General features: G+C 60.5%; 11 protein-coding genes and 1 pseudogene. 6 read left to right on the top strand and 6 right to left on the bottom strand.

Going from position 1 to position 16,646, the window contains the following annotated elements; genetic code table 11:
- On the bottom strand, positions 1–1,114 hold a 1,114-nt coding region (locus GPS82_RS09005; protein WP_296493560.1), incomplete at its 3' end, for a KamA family radical SAM protein.
- 115 nt (positions 1,115–1,229) lie between these two features.
- On the opposite strand from GPS82_RS09005, the gene GPS82_RS09000 reads away from it, so the two are divergent.
- The 6 genes from GPS82_RS09000 (at position 1,230) to GPS82_RS08975 (ending at position 7,827) form a co-directional block, all read left to right on the top strand.
- On the top strand, positions 1,230–1,688 hold the full coding sequence (locus GPS82_RS09000; RefSeq protein ID WP_296493558.1) for an Lrp/AsnC family transcriptional regulator: 459 nt from the start codon (positions 1,230–1,232) through the stop codon (positions 1,686–1,688).
- A 134-nt stretch (positions 1,689–1,822) separates the two neighbouring features.
- Positions 1,823–2,944: an ornithine cyclodeaminase gene (locus tag GPS82_RS08995; protein WP_296493553.1), complete on the top strand. Its 1,122-nt coding sequence runs from the start codon at positions 1,823–1,825 to the stop codon at positions 2,942–2,944.
- Positions 2,941–3,876, top strand: a complete 936-nt coding sequence (rocF, locus tag GPS82_RS08990; protein WP_296493550.1) for an arginase — start codon at positions 2,941–2,943, stop codon at positions 3,874–3,876. The genes GPS82_RS08995 and rocF overlap by 4 nt, the downstream gene beginning before the upstream one ends.
- A gap of 19 nt (positions 3,877–3,895) precedes the next feature.
- On the top strand, positions 3,896–4,951 hold the full coding sequence (locus GPS82_RS08985) for a PLP-dependent cysteine synthase family protein (protein WP_296493547.1): 1,056 nt from the start codon (positions 3,896–3,898) through the stop codon (positions 4,949–4,951).
- Positions 4,948–6,045 (top strand): carotenoid 1,2-hydratase, encoded by a 1,098-nt coding sequence (locus tag GPS82_RS08980; protein ID WP_296493545.1) that lies wholly within the window; start codon positions 4,948–4,950, stop codon positions 6,043–6,045. Before GPS82_RS08985 ends, GPS82_RS08980 begins: the two co-directional genes overlap by 4 nt.
- Before the next feature lie 3 nt (positions 6,046–6,048).
- A complete protein-coding gene (locus tag GPS82_RS08975) occupies positions 6,049–7,827 on the top strand; it encodes an ABC transporter transmembrane domain-containing protein (RefSeq protein WP_296493542.1) in 1,779 nt (592 codons plus the stop codon).
- A 60-nt stretch (positions 7,828–7,887) separates the two neighbouring features.
- On the opposite strand, the gene GPS82_RS08970 is transcribed toward GPS82_RS08975, so the two are convergent.
- From GPS82_RS08970 to GPS82_RS08950, 5 genes and pseudogenes are all read right to left on the bottom strand, one after another.
- On the bottom strand, positions 7,888–12,657 hold the full coding sequence (locus tag GPS82_RS08970) for an NAD-glutamate dehydrogenase (RefSeq protein ID WP_296493540.1): 4,770 nt from the start codon (positions 12,655–12,657) through the stop codon (positions 7,888–7,890).
- 111 nt (positions 12,658–12,768) lie between these two features.
- Complete coding sequence (locus tag GPS82_RS08965) at positions 12,769–13,365, bottom strand: NUDIX hydrolase (RefSeq protein ID WP_296493537.1); 597 nt, start codon at positions 13,363–13,365, stop codon at positions 12,769–12,771.
- Positions 13,366–13,395: 30 nt separating this feature from the next.
- Positions 13,396–14,886, bottom strand: coding sequence for an NADH-quinone oxidoreductase subunit NuoN (nuoN, locus tag GPS82_RS08960; protein ID WP_296493534.1), 1,491 nt, complete (start codon positions 14,884–14,886; stop codon positions 13,396–13,398).
- A 37-nt stretch (positions 14,887–14,923) separates the two neighbouring features.
- Positions 14,924–16,399, bottom strand: a complete 1,476-nt coding sequence (locus tag GPS82_RS08955; protein ID WP_296493531.1) for an NADH-quinone oxidoreductase subunit M — start codon at positions 16,397–16,399, stop codon at positions 14,924–14,926.
- A gap of 13 nt (positions 16,400–16,412) precedes the next feature.
- Positions 16,413–16,646, bottom strand: a pseudogene (locus GPS82_RS08950) (NADH-quinone oxidoreductase subunit L); the annotation flags it as partial.

Genomic DNA, 16,646 nt, shown 5'->3' with positions numbered 1-16,646 from the left:
AGTTGCGACACTTCACGGTGGTGCCACTGCCATCGGGCAGCGCTTCTTCGCGCACATAGCTCGGAATGATCGGCAGCTTACCCAGGCCGCCCAGGCCGTCAACGATGAAGGTCGGCACGGCCGGGCCGCTGATCCAGCCGCGCAGGCCTTCGTAGAGTTCAAGCATGCGGCGGTGCGGCACGATGAAATGGTGGGCGCCTTCGACCATGTCGGTCGAGTACACGTAGTAGGGGCGCACCCCCATCTCGATGGTTTGCATGAACAGTTCGCGCATCACCTCGACGCTGTCATTCACACCTTTCAGGCACACAGTCTGCAGGCCCATCATGATGCCGGCCTTTTGCAGCAGCTTGACGCGCTTGCGCAGCAGCGGCGTGATTTCCTTGGGGTGGTTGATGTGGATGTTGACCATCTGCACCCGATGCTTCTCCAGCACGGCGCACAACTCGGGCGTGACGCGGGTGGGCAACTGCACCACCATGCGCGAGCCGATGCGCAAGAAACGCACATGCGGCGCCCGGCTGCGGATCATGCCCAGAATTTCATCCAGACGCTCGTCGGTAAAGGTCAGCGGGTCGCCGCCGGACAACAACACGTCGTCAATGTTCTTGTTGTTGGCAATGTAGTCGATCGACGCCTCGATCTCGTCCTTGTGCACCGAGCCCGAGGGCTGCGACACCATGCGCTTGCGGGTGCAGAACCGGCACAGCGTGGCGCAGGTGTTGCTCACCAAAAACAGCACACGGCGCGGGTAGCGGTGCACGATGCTGGTGCCGGGGATGGTGTCGCCTTCTTCGCCCAACTGATCCAGCATGGTGGCAAAACCGGGCTTGGTTTCTTCGTGAAACGAGGGCAGGTACTGCATGCGGATCGGGCAATTGGGGTCATTGCGATCCATGAGCCGGGCCATATAGGGCGTGATGGCGATGGCGAACTTGTTGTAGACGGTCTCATTGACGTCTTCCACATGGTTCAGCACACCTTTAAGTTGCGCGTGGTGGGTATAGCGCCGGGCGAACTGCTTTTGCCAGCTCTCGGACTCCGGGTCGTAGGCCTGCAGTTCGTCATAACTCATGAAAATTTTGGGGGTGGCGAATTCAACGGTTTGCAGCATGGGAGGTCTCCTCGGGTGATTGTTAAAGTTTATGGACGCACGCCGCCGCTGAAAACAAGCAAACTGCCTGAAATTAATGTCAAAATTCAGTCATATTGCCGACATTTAAAACACTATGGCCAATTCACCTCAAAAACCCAATCTGGACGCGCTCGACTACCAGTTGATCGAGTTGCTCAAGGTCAATGCCAGGCTGCCCATGGTCAACATCGCCCGGGCGCTGGGCTGTGCGCGCAGCACCGCGCAGTTGCGGCTCAAAGCGCTTGAAGATGCCGGTGTCATCACCGGCTACACCGTGGGCGTGAGCAGCCCGCGCGCGTCCCGCGGCCTGCGGGCCATGGTGCTGATCTCGATGGAGTCGCAAAACGAGCCCGAGGTGGTGCGTGCGCTGGCCCGGCGCCATGAGATCACCAAGCTGTACTCGGTCAGCGGACGTTACGACTTGTGCGCCATGCTGATCACCGAATCGACGCAGGAACTCGATGCCGTGCTGGACAAGATCCGCGTGATCAAGGGCGTGGTGGACACGTTTTCGACCATCATGCTGTCCACCAAGCTCGACCGGCCCGAGTAACCCCCGCAAAGTCACTAAACGGCATTTTTATCTATCAAAGTGTTAACTTTTTGGCTATTTTTAGCTAATATTGCCGATTTACATTGTCACGGCGTCTTGAGATACTTGTTTCCATACAACGGAACCATCAGATCATGAAACTACCTCAACTCGTCCAAACCCAATTCCTCAGCGTCCAGGACGTGGCCACCATCATCCACAAAATCGGCCTCAAAACCGTGTTCACACGCATGGCAGACTACATCCGTGAAGATTACCTGCGCTGGAATGACTTTGAAAAATGCGCCCGCGTGGCCAACCATTCCAAGGACGGGGTGATTGAACTGATGCCGATTTCGGACGCCAAGAGTTACGCTTTCAAATACGTCAACGGCCACCCCAAGAACACCGTGAACGGCCTGCCATGCGTCATGGCCTTCGGCGTGCTGGCCGATGTGGATACCGGCATTCCGGAATTTCTCAGCGAACTGACCCTCAGCACCGCCCTGCGCACCGCCGCCATGTCGGCGGTGGCGGCGCAGGAACTGGCACGCCCTGACAGCAAAACCATGGCCTTGATCGGCAACGGCGCCCAGAGCGAATTTCAGGCGCTGGCCTTCCACTACCTGCTGGGTATTGAGGAAATCCGCCTGTTCGACACCGATCCCAAGGCCACTGAAAAGCTGATCGCCAACCTGCGCTCAACCAGCCTGCGCCTGATAATTTGCAGCAGCATTGCTGACGCCGTGCGTGGCGCCGACATCGTGACCACCGTGACCGCCGACAAAACCAATGCCGCGATCCTGATCGCTGATCACATCGAACCTGGCATGCATATCAATGGCGTGGGCGGTGACTGTCCGGGCAAAACCGAGCTGCATGCCGACGTGCTGCATCGCAGTGCGGTGTTTGTCGAATACGAGCCGCAAACCCGCATCGAGGGCGACCTGCAGCACTTGCCCGCTGATTTTGCCGTGACCGAGCTCTGGCAAGTGCTGGCGCGCCAGGCGCCCGGCCGGCGTGACGCAGACCAGATCACACTGTTTGATTCGGTCGGCTTCGCGCTGCAGGATTACTCGGCGCTGCGTTACATGCGCGATGCCGCCAAAGAACTGGGCCTGGGCCAGGTGGTGTCTTTGATCCCTGAACTGGTGAACCCGAAAGACCTGTTTGTGTTGATTCACCCCGACAGCCATGCCGCCGCAGGGCAGGCAGACGCGCCGACCCAACGCGCCATCCAGGCGCTGCTGGCCGACAACCTGGCTGTGCCGGCATGAACAACCAGCCTGCATCCGGCACCAGCGGTGTCAGCCTGATTGGCGTGCCCACCGACATTGGTGCCGGCACCATGGGCTCGCGCATGGGGCCGGAAGCGCTGCGGGTGGCCGGCATCCATCAGGCCATCGCGCAATTTGGCCTGGACGTGAAAGACTGCGGCAACCTCAATGGCCCTGCCAACCCGTGGCAGCCGGCCGTCAACGGCTTTCGGCACCTGCCCGAGGTGGTGCAGTGGAACCAGTTGCTGCATGACGCCACCTATGCCGAACTGGCCGCCAACCGGTTGCCCATCATGCTGGGCGGCGACCATTGCCTGGCGATTGGGTCGATCAGCGCGGTGGCGCGCCACTGCCGCGAGCACGGCAAGAAGCTGCGCGTGTTGTGGTTTGACGCCCATGCCGACTTCAACACCGCCACCATGACGCCCAGCGGCAACATCCACGGCATGCCGGTGGCCTGCCTGTGCGGGCAGGGGCCGCAGGCGCTGATTGAAATTGGCGGCCATGTGCCGGCGCTGCGCTCCAAAGAAATTCGCCAGATCGGCATTCGCAGTGTCGACGCCGGCGAAAAGCGCCTGGTGCACGACATGGGCATCGAGGTGTTTGACATGCGTTACATCGACGAAATGGGCATGCGCCATGCCATGGAACTGGCGCTGGCCCTGGTCGATGGAAACACCCACCTGCATGTGAGCCTGGACGTTGACTTTCTGGACCCCAGCATTGCCCCCGGCGTGGGCACCACCGTGCGCGGCGGCCCCACTTACCGCGAGGCGCAACTGTGCATGGAAATGATTGCCGACACCGGGCGGCTGTCTTCGCTGGACGTGGTGGAACTCAACCCGGCGCTGGACCATTGCAACCAGACCGCCGAGTTGGCGGTGGACCTGATTGAAAGCCTGTTCGGTAAAAGTACACTCATGCGCAGCTAAACCCGAAAAACCAATCATTTTGAACAACTGGCTCCACACCGCCATCGCCCTCATTGAAGCCGATTACCAGCGCAGCGCCGACACGCACCTGATCGCCCTGCCTCTGCCCGCTTTTGCCAGCCATGGCATTGACCTGTACCTGAAGGACGAATCCACCCACCCCACCGGCAGCCTGAAACACCGCCTTGCCCGCTCGTTGTTTTTGTACAGCCTGTGCAACGGCTGGCTGCATGAGGGTTCGACCGTGGTGGAGTCATCCAGCGGCTCCACGGCGGTGAGCGAGGCCTACTTTGCACGGCTTTTGGGCCTGCCGTTCATTGCCGTCATGCCGCGCAGCACCTCGCCTGAAAAGATCGCCCAGATTACTTTTTATGGTGGAAAGTGTCATTTGGTGGACAGTGCCAATGCCGTGTATGACGAGGCCCGTGCCCTGGCCGCGCAAACCGGCGGCCATTACATGGACCAGTTCACCTATGCCGAGCGCGCCACCGACTGGCGCGGCAACAACAACATTGCCCAAAGCATGTTCCAGCAAATGGCGTTTGAGCGTTTTCCGGTGCCGCGCTGGGTGGTGGTGGGCGCCGGCACCGGCGGCACCAGCGCCACCATTGGCCGCTTTGTGCGCTACCAGCGCCAGGACACCCAGGTCTGCGTGGCCGACCCCGAAGGCTCGGTGTTTGGCGACTACCACCGCAGCGGTGACGCCACAGTGACCGGCCCCGGCTCGCAAATTGAAGGCATTGGCCGCCCGCGCGTGGAAGCCAGTTTTATCCGCACGCTGGTGGACCGCATGATCACCGTGGCCAATGTGGATTCGGTGGCGGCGATGCAACTGCTGTCCGGCATTTTGGGACGCAAGGTCGGGCCATCCACAGGCACCAATTTGGTTGGCATGCTGGTACTGGCTGGCGAAATGCATGAACGCGGCGAGCAGGGTTCGATCCTGTCGCTGCTGTGTGATGCCGGCGAGCGCTATCTGGGCAACTACTTTGATGACGCTTGGGTGGCGCAGCGTTTTGGTGACTGCGCGCCAGCCCGCGTGCGGCTGCAGACCCAACTCAACTGCAGCGCATGAAACGCCGGCAGTGCGTGGCAGCCGGCCTGAGCCTGCCGCTGTGGCCCTGGGCCGCGCAAGCGCAGGCCCGGCAGCCGTTGCAGTTCCCGCGTGACTTGGGCAGCCACCCCGACCATGCCATTGAGTGGTGGTACATCACCGGCCAACTCCAGTCAGCGCAGCGCCAGTTTGGCTTTCAACTGACTTTTTTTCGCTCGCGCGTTCCCGTCACGCAAGGCATGACTTCCGCCTTTGCCGCCAAACAGTTGATCTTTGCCCATGCCGCCGTGACCGATGTTGCGGGCAAACGCCTGCTGCACGACCAGCGCATTGCCCGCGCGTCGGGTAATCCACAAATCGACCTGGCCTCAGCCAGTGAATTGGACACCGCCGTGCAAATGGGCGACTGGTCGCTTCACAGAGACGGCTCAAGCTACCTGGCAAAAGCGCGCGGCGCAGACTTCTCGTTTCAACTGACCCTGCGTGAAACCCAGCCGCTGCTGCTGCAAGGCGACCAGGGCTGGTCGCGCAAAGGACCGGAGGCGCATCAAGCCAGCTACTACTACAGCCTGCCGCAGTTGCAGGCCAGCGGTCAACTCAATGTGGGCGGGCAAACTCTGCCGGTGCAGGGTCAGGCCTGGCTCGACCACGAGTGGAGCCAGTCGCTGATGCACCCGGATGCGGTGGGCTGGGACTGGATTGGCATGAACCTGCTGGACGGCAGCGCGCTGACAGCGTTCAGGCTGCGCACCAAAGCAGGCGCGGCGCTGTGGGCAGGTGGCTCCATACGATCAGCGGGCGCCAGCAACGCCGAGATTTTTGGCCCCGACGATGTCATCTTCACGCCGCAGCGCCTTTGGAAAAGCCCGGCCAGCGGAACCAGCTACCCCGTGGATTGGTCGGTGCAGGTCAGGCGCGGCCTATCTGCAACGCGTGAACCGGTGGTGGAGCGCTACACCGTTAAGGCTGTCATCGACATTCAGGAGCTCGACAGCCGCCAGTCCACCGGCGCCATCTACTGGGAAGGCTTGAGCGCACTGCTGGACAGCAACGGCAAACTGGTGGGAAGTGGCTACCTGGAGATGACAGGTTACGCGAGCCCGTTGCGGCTGTAAATCATGAGCACCCCCTCCCCCAAAACCGGCAACCCCAAATCGCTCTCAGGACTGCTGCCGTTCCTGAAACCCTACCGCGGCCGCATTGGCCTGGCGCTGCTCTTTTTGGTGCTGGCCGCCATGGCCACGCTGGCTTTTCCGCTGGCCTTGCGCAGCCTGATTGACGGCGGCCTGGTGCAGACCGACCGGGGCGCGCAGGTGATGGCCATGCGCCAGCACTTTGTCGCGCTGTTTGGCGTGGCGGTGGCACTCGGGCTGTTTTCTGCGGCGCGCTTTTACATGGTGAGCTGGCTCGGGGAGCGCATCACCGCCGATGTGCGCAATGCCGTTTATGGCCATGTGCTGCAGCAGAGCCCAGCATTTTTTGAGACCACCCAGACTGGCGAGGTGCTGTCTCGCCTGTCGGCCGACACCACGCTGGTGCAAACGGTGGTGGGCTCATCGCTGAGCATGGGGTTGCGCAATCTGGTGATGGGCATCGGCGCGCTGGCCGTGCTGGTCTGGACCAACCCGATGGTGATGGTGCAGGTGACGGGCGTGCTGGTGCTGATAGTGTTGCCAGCGGCCTGGTTTGGCCGGCGGGTGCGCAAGCTGTCACGCGCCAGCCAGGACCGTGCTGCCGATGCCAGCGCCATTGCCGCCGAGGTGCTCAACGCCATTCCGGTGGTGCAAAGTTACACCGCTGAGGGGCGCGAGGCGGCGCGCTTCAACCAGGCCACCGACAGCGCTTTCGAGGTGGCGGTGCGCCGCTCCCGGGCGCGCTCGGTGCTGGTGGCGTTCATCATCATTGCCACGTCGGCCGCGCTGCTGTGGGGCCTGTACCAAGGCACACAGGCGGTAATGGCCGGGCGCATCAGTGCCGGGCATCTGGGCCAGACCGTGCTGTACGTGATCATTCTGGCCAGTGCCTTTGCCGTTCTGGGCGAGGTTTATGGCGACCTGTTGCGTGCTGCTGGTGCCACCGAGCGGCTGATGGAGTTGCTGGCCAGCCAGTCGCCCATTGCCTCACCGGCTCATCCGGTGGCAGCCCCGTTGCCCACGGCAGGCAGCGCCGTTCAGTTTGAGCACATCACGTTTCACTACCCGTCGCGGCCCGGGCAGGCCGCGCTCAGTGATTTTTCATTGGGCATCGCCCCCGGCCAGACCGTGGCCCTGGTGGGCCCCAGTGGCGCCGGCAAGAGCACGGTGTTTCAACTGCTGCTGCGCTTTTACGACCCGGCCACCGGGCGGGTGCTGAAAGATGGCGTGCCAACGCGTGACCTGGCGCTGACCGACCTTCGCCACGGCATTGGCATCGTGCCGCAAGACGCGGTGATCTTTTCCAGCAGCGCACTCGAGAACATTCGTTACGGCAAGCCCGACGCTAGCGACGCCGAGGTCAAGGCGGCTGCGCAAGCCGCTTTTGCCGACGAGTTCATCAGCGACCTGCCCCAGGGCTATGACACGTTTCTGGGCGAGCGTGGCGTGCGCCTGAGCGGCGGCCAGCGCCAGCGCATTGCGATTGCCCGCGCCATGCTGAAAAACCCGCCGCTGTTGTTGCTCGATGAAGCCACCAGCGCGCTCGATGCCGAGAGTGAACGCATGGTGCAGGCGGCGCTGGAGTCGGCCATGCGCGGGCGCACCACGCTGGTGATTGCGCACCGGTTGGCCACCGTGGTCAAGGCCGACCTGATTGTGGTGCTCGACCAGGGCCGCGTGGTGGAACAGGGCACGCATGCCGAACTGCTCGCCGCCGGCGGGCTCTACGCCGGGCTGGCGGCCCTGCAGTTCAACAACGAGTAAACCTTGCGGGTCAGACCACTCGCAAAGCGATGTGCTCTGACCCCAACCGATTACCTTCCGTCAGGCCAGGTGGCGCAACTCGCGCAGTGCTACCGACACCGGTGCCAGGTCAGCGTTCTGGGTGCTGATGGTTTGCAGCAATTTGCACAAACGCTCGATGCTGGCCGCATTGGTCTCAGACCAGGCGGTCACCCCGTCAAACTTCTGCAGCACACTCAGGCAGATCTGGTTGGCTATGGCATACACATCCTCGCGGGCGCTGCCCCGGGCCTGGTTTTGCCACAGACTGTCGGTGGGCAGGCGGTTGATCTGGACGCGCCAGGCACTCAGGCCCAGCACGCTGTCCACACCAAAGTAGGTTTGCGCCGCCTGCGCCAGCGTGGTGTTGGCCTGCTCGGTCAGATCCACCAGATCGAGCGCCGGGAAAATGAATTCCAGTGCACTGAGCTTGCGCGCCAACTCGGGGGCCACCCCCGCCTGCTCCAGCTTTTGCGTGGCCTGTTCCCAACTGGCCAAGGCGCTGGCGGGCAACCAGTTTTCAAGATTCGCACGCAGCTCTCGGGCGCCTGGCTGGTAACGCGCGATCAGGGTTGGCAAATCGGACGACTTGGAGCGCGCGCGCAGCATCCAGCGTGAGGCGCGCTGGGCAATGGCGATGAGCTTGCTCAACAGGTCAAGCTGCAGGCTGCTGGCCACGACGCCGTCGAGGGCGTCGATCTGATCCCACAAGGGTTCAAGATCAAAGATTTCCCGCGCCAGCGTATAGGCCCGCACCACATCCGCCGTGCTGGCCGCGGCCTCAGCGGCCAGAAAGTTCACGAACGTGGCTCCGCTGCGATTGACCAGGGTGTTGGCCATGTAAGTGGCGATGATCTCGCGCTTGAGCGGGTGCTGGTCAATGGCCGTCGAAAATTTTTCGGTCAAGGCCTTGGGGAAATAGGCCTTGAGGACTCGGTTGAAATACGGGTCATCGGGCAGATTGCTGGCCAGCAAGTCGTCAAACACCGACATCTTGGCATAGGCCAGCAGCACCGCGCCCTCAGGGGCCGTCAAGCCCTGATTGAGCGAGCGCCGGCGCACAAATTCTTCGTCGGCAGGCAAAAACTCAATGGCCCGGTTCAGGCGCCCTGCCCCTTCCAGCCACTGGATCAGGCGCTGCTGGCCAGCCAGCAGATACAGGGGCCGATGGCAGGCCACATCAAGCGCCTGAGACTGGTAATAGTTGTCGGCCAGCACCAGGTGGGCGACTTCGTCGGTCATGGAGGCCAGCAGGTCATTGCGCTGCTTGAGTGTCAGGTCGCCTGCCTCGACGACACGGTCGAGCAAAATCTTGATATTGACCTCGTGGTCGGAGCAATCGACACCGGCCGAGTTGTCGATGGCGTCGGTGTAGATCAGGCCACCGGCGTGGGCAAATTCAATGCGCCCCAACTGGGTGCAGCCCAGGTTACCGCCTTCGACCAGCACTTTGCAGCGCAATTGATTGCCATTGACCCGGAACGCGTCGCTGCCCTTGTCACCCACCTGGGTATGACTCTCGTGGGACGACTTGACATAGGTGCCAATGCCGCCGTTGTAGAGCATGTCGACCGGGGCCTGCAGCAGTGCATGGATCAGGTCGTTGGGCGCCAGGTCTGCGGCCTCGATGCCCAATGCTGTCTGGGCCGCTGCCGACAAATGGATCGTCTTGGCCGTGCGCGGGTAAATGCCGCCGCCTTCGGACATCACGCCGCGGTCATAGTCGTCCCAGCTGGAGCGCGGCAGATGGAACAGGCGCTGGCGCTCTGCAAAGCTGCGCGCCACGTCCGGCGCGGGATCGATGAAGATATGCCGGTGGTCAAAGGCTGCCACCAGTCTGATTTGGGTGGACAGCAGCATGCCGTTGCCGAACACGTCGCCCGACATGTCGCCAATGCCGACCACGGTGAAGGGCGTGGTCTGGATATCGTGCGACAGGGCCCTGAAATGGCGCTTGGCCGACTCCCAGGCGCCGCGCGCGGTGATGCCCATCTCTTTATGGTCATAGCCGACCGATCCGCCCGAGGCAAACGCATCGCCGAGCCAGAAGCCATAGTCTGCCGACACGCTGTTGGCGATGTCGGAAAAACTGGCTGTGCCCTTGTCGGCGGCCACCACCAGGTAAGTGTCATCCGCGTCATGGCGCACCACGTTGTTGGGCGGCATCACCTGACCCTTGACCAGGTTGTCGGTCAGATCGAGCATGCCCGACAACATCTGCCTGTAGCAGGCGATGCCCTCGGCCCGGAATGCCTCGCGTTCGCTTGCCGGCGGCGGGCTTTTCAGGACGAAGCCGCCCTTGGAGCCGACCGGCACGATCACCGTGTTTTTGACCTGCTGGGCCTTCACCAGCCCCAGAATCTCGGTGCGAAAATCTTCCGGACGGTCCGACCAGCGCAGGCCGCCGCGCGCCACCTTGTTCATGCGCAGATGAATGGCTTCGCTGCGCGGCGAGTAGACCCAGATTTCGAACATCGGTTTGGGCTCGGGCATGCCCGGCACATCATGCGACTGGAACTTGAAACTCATGTAGGGCTTGTGCGCCCGCGTGGCAGTCGTCTGCCACACGTTGGTGCGCAGCGTGGCCAAGATGGTCCGGTGGTACTGGCGCAGGATGCGGTCTTCGTCCAGGCTGGCCACCGCGCTGAGTTGCGCTTCGATGTCCCCGTTGATGCTGGCTTGCAGCGTTGCCCGATCGGACTCTTGCGCGGGGTCGAAGCGTGCGTCGAAGAGCTGGTACAGGGTTTGCGCCAGGGCGGCGTTTTTGTACAGCGTGGCCTCCAGGTAGCTCTGGCTGTACGGGAAATCCAGCTGCTTGAAGTAGCGGGTGTAAGCGCGCAAAACCGCAATGGCACGCGCATCGAGCGTGGTGGCCAGCACCAGCTTGTTGAGGTCGTCGCTATCGAGCACTTTGCACCATACCCGCACAAAAAGAGCCTCAAAGCGCTCGCGGATTACGGCAAGATCTGCCGTTGACGGTAGTTGCAGACCCAGATCGTGAATCCAGTAATCCGATGCACCGGCGTCTGACAAGACCGGCCGCAACTGGTAGGGTTGCTCATCAAGCACGCGCGCACCCATGCGTTCAAGCACGGGCAGCGAATCAGACAAGGCGACTTTGCCCAAGCTGAATATCTTGAAACGCACCATGCCCGGGCTGCTGTCGAACGTGCGATAAAGTCGCACCGCCATCGGCAGCTCGGTGGACAGGCCAGCGAGCACCTGCACATCATCGGCAGCCATGCGGCCAGAAAAGTGCTTCTGGTAAACCGTCGGGAAACTGTCGGCAAAACGACTGGCCAAAGCCAGACCCTGGCTCTCGCCATGGATGTGCAGCAAGGCCACCTTGCAATGGTCTTCCCAGCGCTGGCAGAGTTGGGTGATACGAAGCTCAAGCGCTGAGGCATCAACGTTTTGGGGCGCCTGCTGGCGGGCTCGAACGAGATAGTGAATGCGGGCCAGCGGGCTATTGGTCAGCGTCGGCGTGAACTCAATCGACTGGCCGTCCAATGCCCGACTCAGTTCGTCGCCAATTTTGGAGCGCAGTTCAGTGTTGTACCGATCACGCGGCACAAACACCTGGGCCGAGGTGAAGCGGCCAAAGGGGTCGCGACGCAAGAAAACACGCACCCGTTGGCGCTCCTGCAGTCGCAGGATACCCACCGCATGGTCGATCAGCGTGGCCGTGTCGACCTGAAACAATTCGTCGCGCGGGTAATCGTCAAGAATCGTTTGCAAGGACTTGGCCGCATGGCTCTCAGGCAGTACCTCCACAGCCGCCATGACATCTGCTGCCCGGCGGCGAATTTGGGGAATGTCCCCCACCAACGCGGCGTAGGCCTTTGAGGTGTACAGCCCCAGAAAGCGTGCTTCACCAATCACTTTTCCAGCAGCGTCAAATCGCTTGACGGTCAGACAGTCCAGCCATGCCGGACGATGCACCGTGGCCCGTGTCATAGCCTTGGTGACCAGCACCAACTGGTCAGAGTCCAGAAAATCAAACGCATCAACAGGCAAGCGACTCACCGGCGTTTTGGGCTCACCTCGCAAGATACCCAGACCTGAGTCAGGAATGGCCACCAGATTGATACCGTCTTCGTCACGCACCAACTCGTAGTCACGCGCACCCAGAAACGTAAAGTGCTGAGCCTCCAGCCAAAGCAAAAACTCGACGCCTTCCTGCTGACCCTTGGCGGACAAAGGCGACAGGGCTGAGGCTTCACGTACCGCTTGCACGTGCCGGAGCATGGGCGCCCAATCGCTCACGGCAGCGCGCACATCGAACAAGACCAGCGCCAGTTCGGCAGCAAGTTGCGCCCGGTCTTCAGTCAGCAAAATACGGTCGCACTCGACAAGGATCAGCGACGAAATTTGATGATCGTGTTGTGCGTCCAGCGTGGCGAGCCGGGCACTCTTGACGTTGGCGTTTGCATCGCGTTCAACCGCAAGCAGGGGGTGAACAATCCAGTGCACCATGCGGCCGCTGCGGTTGATGGCCATCGTCACCGAATCCACCAGGAACGGCATGTCATCATGAACGATCTGGATCACGGTCTGCTCACTGACAAAACCATCCTCGGCCAGCGTGGGGTTGAAAACACGGATGCGTCCATCCGGGTCATCTGATGCCAAGTCCAGCAAGCGCCAGTGCGCTGAGGCCAGGGCCAGCAACGTGGCCGGGCCGCGTTGCTGCAATTCGTCGGGGTCGGTGTTGTCGAAATAGGCTGGCACAAAGTCTGCCAACGCGGGCGCGGCGGCGCCAGCGTTTTCCAGGGTGTAGGTACGCAGGTCGGCAAGGGTGGCATGGGTCATGCAGGTCTCCAAATGGTACTTTTAATACCCAGGATTTTAGAAAGCCCACCGGGGCTGTGGCGTGCATCTTCAGCCCGACTCATCTCTTTATGCGAAATTCACATAAAGGCGCTATCGGACGGTCTTCCAATCAAGTGACCAAGCTCCCGACAGCGTGTTTTGCAGCCAGAGTGCCGCTGTGAGTGTTTTGCCGTCGGTGACCAGGCCCTGGCGGCACCAATCGAGCAGTTCAGCAGGGGATGCCGCCAGCACCTCGAGGAATTCACCATCATCAAGTTGTCGCTGACCGGCCTGCAAGCCACGGGCGAACCAGATGTCGATGAACTCTGTGGAATAGGCAATAAGTGGATGCAACACCCCCGCATGCGCCCACTCGGTTGCGGTGTAGCCTGTTTCCTCGAGCAGTTCCCGCTGCGCACAGGCGAAACAGTCTTCGCCCGGATCGAGCTTGCCCGCTGGAAACTCAATCATGACCCGACCCAAAGGATAGCGAAACTGGCGCTCAAGCACCACCTGCAAGGAACCGCTCGTGCCTTCAAGCAGGGGGACAATCATGACAGCACCCGGGTGGACCACATACTCGCGCGTGGCGACGGCACCAGTGGTCAGGCGCACTTCATCGCGAAACGCGTGAAGGAGCTTTCCTTTGAAGAGTTCGGTGCTGCTTAAGCCGTGTTCAACCAGATGATCCAACTCAGGCTTTTCCACAGGCGATCAGCTTGGGTTGAAAACGATGTGTCAAGTCGACAGCATCTGCAACACGGCATTGGCACACAAGGCCATCAGACCGCCAGGCACGATGCCCAGCACCAGTAGCAGGGCACCATTGAGCGACAGCACGGCACGCACTTCAAACGGCGAAGAAATTTCCCCGGCGGTGCCGGTGGGGGCGTCAAAGTACATGACCTTGACGACCCGCAGGTAATAGAAGGCGCCAACCAGCGACATCATGACGGCAAATACGGCCAGCACCAGCGGCAGGGTGCCACCTGAAGCCAGCAAAGCCTGCAACACCGCCAGCTTGGCATAGAAGCCAATCATGGGCGGAATGCCAGCCAGAGAGAACAGGCACACCGCCATGAGCGCAGCATAGAACGGGCTGCGCTGGTTAAGGCCGGCAAAGTCGGAAATCTCTTCGCTCTCGAAACCATTGCGCGACAACAACAAAATGATGCCGAAGCTGACCAGGGTGGTCAGCACGTAAGACACGACGTAAAACATGGACGAGCCGTAAGCGTTGGCTGCCGCTTCCGGATGCCCGCTGACGGCACCAGACATCATCCCGATCAACACAAAACCCATGTGGGAAATGGTCGAAAAGGCCAGCATGCGCTTGATGTTGGTCTGCGCAATGGCGGCCAGATTACCAACGGCCAGCGAACCGATGGCCAGCAACATCAGCATCTGTTGCCAGTCAACCGAGAGCGGCATCAAGCCCTCGGCCAGCAAGCGAATCATCACGGCAAAGGCGGCCAACTTGGGAGCGCCACCAATCATGAGTGTGATGGCCGTGGGAGCGCCCTGGTAAACGTCGGGGATCCACATGTGAAACGGCACCACGCCCAACTTGAACGCCAGTCCGGCCACCACAAAGACCAACCCGAAGACCAGCACCTGTTGGTTGACTTGACCCGACTGAATGGCGGCCATCGCCTCTTGCAAATTCAGCGTGCCGGTTGCGCCATACAACATGGACATGCCGTACAGCAGGAAACCGGATGCCATCGCACCGAGCACAAAATACTTCATGCCCGCCTCGACCGACTGCAGGTGATCGCGGCGCAGCGCCACCAAGGCATAGCTGGACAGGGTCAACAGTTCAATGCCCATGTAGAGCACCAGAAAGTTGTTGCCGGAGATCATGACAAACATACCCAGCAGGGAAAACAAGCCCAGACTGAAGAGTTCGCCACCGCGCAGCATGTCGCGCTCGGCCGCATAGTGGCGGCCGTAAACCAGCGTCACCATGACCGCAAGCGTTGCAAAGCACTTGAGCCAGTTGCCCATGACGTCACTGACGATCATGTTGCCAAAGCCATAAATGGTCTCATTGGACAAGGCGTAATTGGCTTGCAGGGCGGCCACAACCGCCAGCGTCAGCATGGTCGCCACATAGGTGGCGGTGCGCGTGCGGCTTTTGACACTCAGGTCAAACAGCAGAATCACGCAGGCCATGACCAGCAGGCCTATTTCTGGATAAACCGCGATCAAACTGATTTTGTCAATCATAGGTATCTCTTATCTCAAAGTTGTCAGTACAGACTGATCAGTTCAATTTCGTCATGGCGACATGCTTCAGCAGTTCGGCCACTGACACATCCATCACATCGGTAAACGGCTTGGGATACACCCCCATGTACAGGATGGCAATGGCCAGCAATGACAGGAACAGAAACTCACGCGCATTGATGTCTTTCAGGTGCTTGACATGGTCATTGGCCACCGGACCCAGGTACACCCGCTTGAACATCCAGAGCGAATAGGCGGCACCGAAGATCAGCGCACTGGCCGCGGCCATGCCGATCCAGAAGTTGACCTTGACTGAGCCCAGAATCACCATCCACTCACCGACAAAACCGGCTGTTCCCGGCAAGCCGGCGTTGGCCATGACAAACAGCAAGGCAAAAGCCGTGAATTTGGGCATGGTGTTGACCACACCGCCATAGGCTGAAATCTCACGGGAATGCACCCGGTCGTACAAAACGCCAATGGCCAGGAACATGGCGGCCGAGACAAAACCGTGGGAAATCATTTGCACAATGCCACCGGCCACACCGAGGTCATTGAACAGGAAAAAGCCCAAGGTGACAAAACCCATGTGCGCCACTGACGAATAAGCCACCAGTTTTTTCATGTCCTTCTGCACCATGGTCACCAAGCCGACATAAATGACGGCCGCCAGCGACAGGCCGATCATCAGGCCCGACCACTCATGGGCCGCATCGGGCGCGATAGGCATGGAAAAGCGCAGAAAACCATAGGCGCCGAGTTTCAGCATGATGGCGGCCAGCACAGCGGACCCGCCTGTGGGCGCCTCCACGTGCACATCGGGCAACCAGGTGTGCACCGGCCACATGGGCACCTTGACTGCAAAAGCTGCCAGGAAAGCAAAGAACAACAAGGTCTGCGCTGTCTGACCCAGCGGCAGTTTGTGCCAGGTCAGCAAGTCAAAGCTCCCGCCCGCCGTGTTGTACAAGTAAATCAGGGCAATCAGCATCAACAAAGAGCCGAGCAGCGTGTACAAGAAGAACTTGAACGCCGCGTAAATCTTGTTGGGCCCACCCCAGATGCCGATGATCAGGTACATCGGTATCAGTGTGGCCTCGAAGAAGACATAAAACAGCATGCCGTCAATGGCACAAAAGACACCGATCATGAGTCCGCTCAAAATCAGGAACGCGCCCATGTACTGGTTGACCCGCTTGGTAATGACTTCCCAGCCGGCGATCACCACGATCACGTTGATAAAGGCCGTCAGCAGAATGAACCAGACCGAGATGCCATCAATACCGAGGTGGTAATTGATATTGAAACGCTCGATCCAGGGCGCCTTTTCAACAAACTGCATGGCAGCAGTTGACAAATCGAACCGTGTGTAAAGCGGCAAGGTCACCAGCAGACTCACCACCGCTCCGATCAACGCAATCCAACGAACTGCTCGCGCTTGATCGTCACGACCAAGTGCCAGCAACACCACACCGAAGGCAATCGGTGTCCAAATAGCCAGGCTCAGCAAACCCATTTTTTTATTTCTCCTATTTGAGCCAGACGAAATACGTCATCAGAACAAAGATACCCAAGACCATGGTCAGCGCATAGTCGTACAGGTAACCGGTCTGAACCTTGCGAACCGCACCGGAAATCCAGCCCACTATGCGCCAGGAACCATTCACAACCGCACCGTCGATCACAGCCTGGTCACCCACCTTCCAGAGTGCCACACCGAGGCCGCGCGCGGCGCGTGCCAAAACGTTTTCGTTGAACCAGTC

Origin of the sequence: Rhodoferax sp. (assembly GCF_011391645.1) — a bacterium.
Lineage (GTDB): Bacteria > Pseudomonadota > Gammaproteobacteria > Burkholderiales > Burkholderiaceae_C > Rhodoferax.
The sequence above is the reverse complement of the archived record's forward strand: the minus strand, read 5'-3'. Positions and strand labels throughout refer to the sequence as shown.

What these genes read in the sequence shown, in the direction of transcription:
- GPS82_RS09000 (WP_296493558.1), top strand. Translation starts at nt 1,230, where the DNA reads ATGGCCAATTCACCTCAAAAACCCAATCTGGACGCGCTCGACTACCAG.
- GPS82_RS08995 (WP_296493553.1), top strand. Translation starts at nt 1,823, where the DNA reads ATGAAACTACCTCAACTCGTCCAAACCCAATTCCTCAGCGTCCAGGAC.
- rocF (WP_296493550.1), top strand. Translation starts at nt 2,941, where the DNA reads ATGAACAACCAGCCTGCATCCGGCACCAGCGGTGTCAGCCTGATTGGC.
- GPS82_RS08980 (WP_296493545.1), top strand. Translation starts at nt 4,948, where the DNA reads ATGAAACGCCGGCAGTGCGTGGCAGCCGGCCTGAGCCTGCCGCTGTGG.
- GPS82_RS08975 (WP_296493542.1), top strand. Translation starts at nt 6,049, where the DNA reads ATGAGCACCCCCTCCCCCAAAACCGGCAACCCCAAATCGCTCTCAGGA.
- GPS82_RS08970 (WP_296493540.1), bottom strand. Translation starts at nt 12,657, where the DNA reads ATGACCCATGCCACCCTTGCCGACCTGCGTACCTACACCCTGGAAAAC.
- nuoN (WP_296493534.1), bottom strand. Translation starts at nt 14,886, where the DNA reads ATGATTGACAAAATCAGTTTGATCGCGGTTTATCCAGAAATAGGCCTG.
- GPS82_RS08955 (WP_296493531.1), bottom strand. Translation starts at nt 16,399, where the DNA reads ATGGGTTTGCTGAGCCTGGCTATTTGGACACCGATTGCCTTCGGTGTG.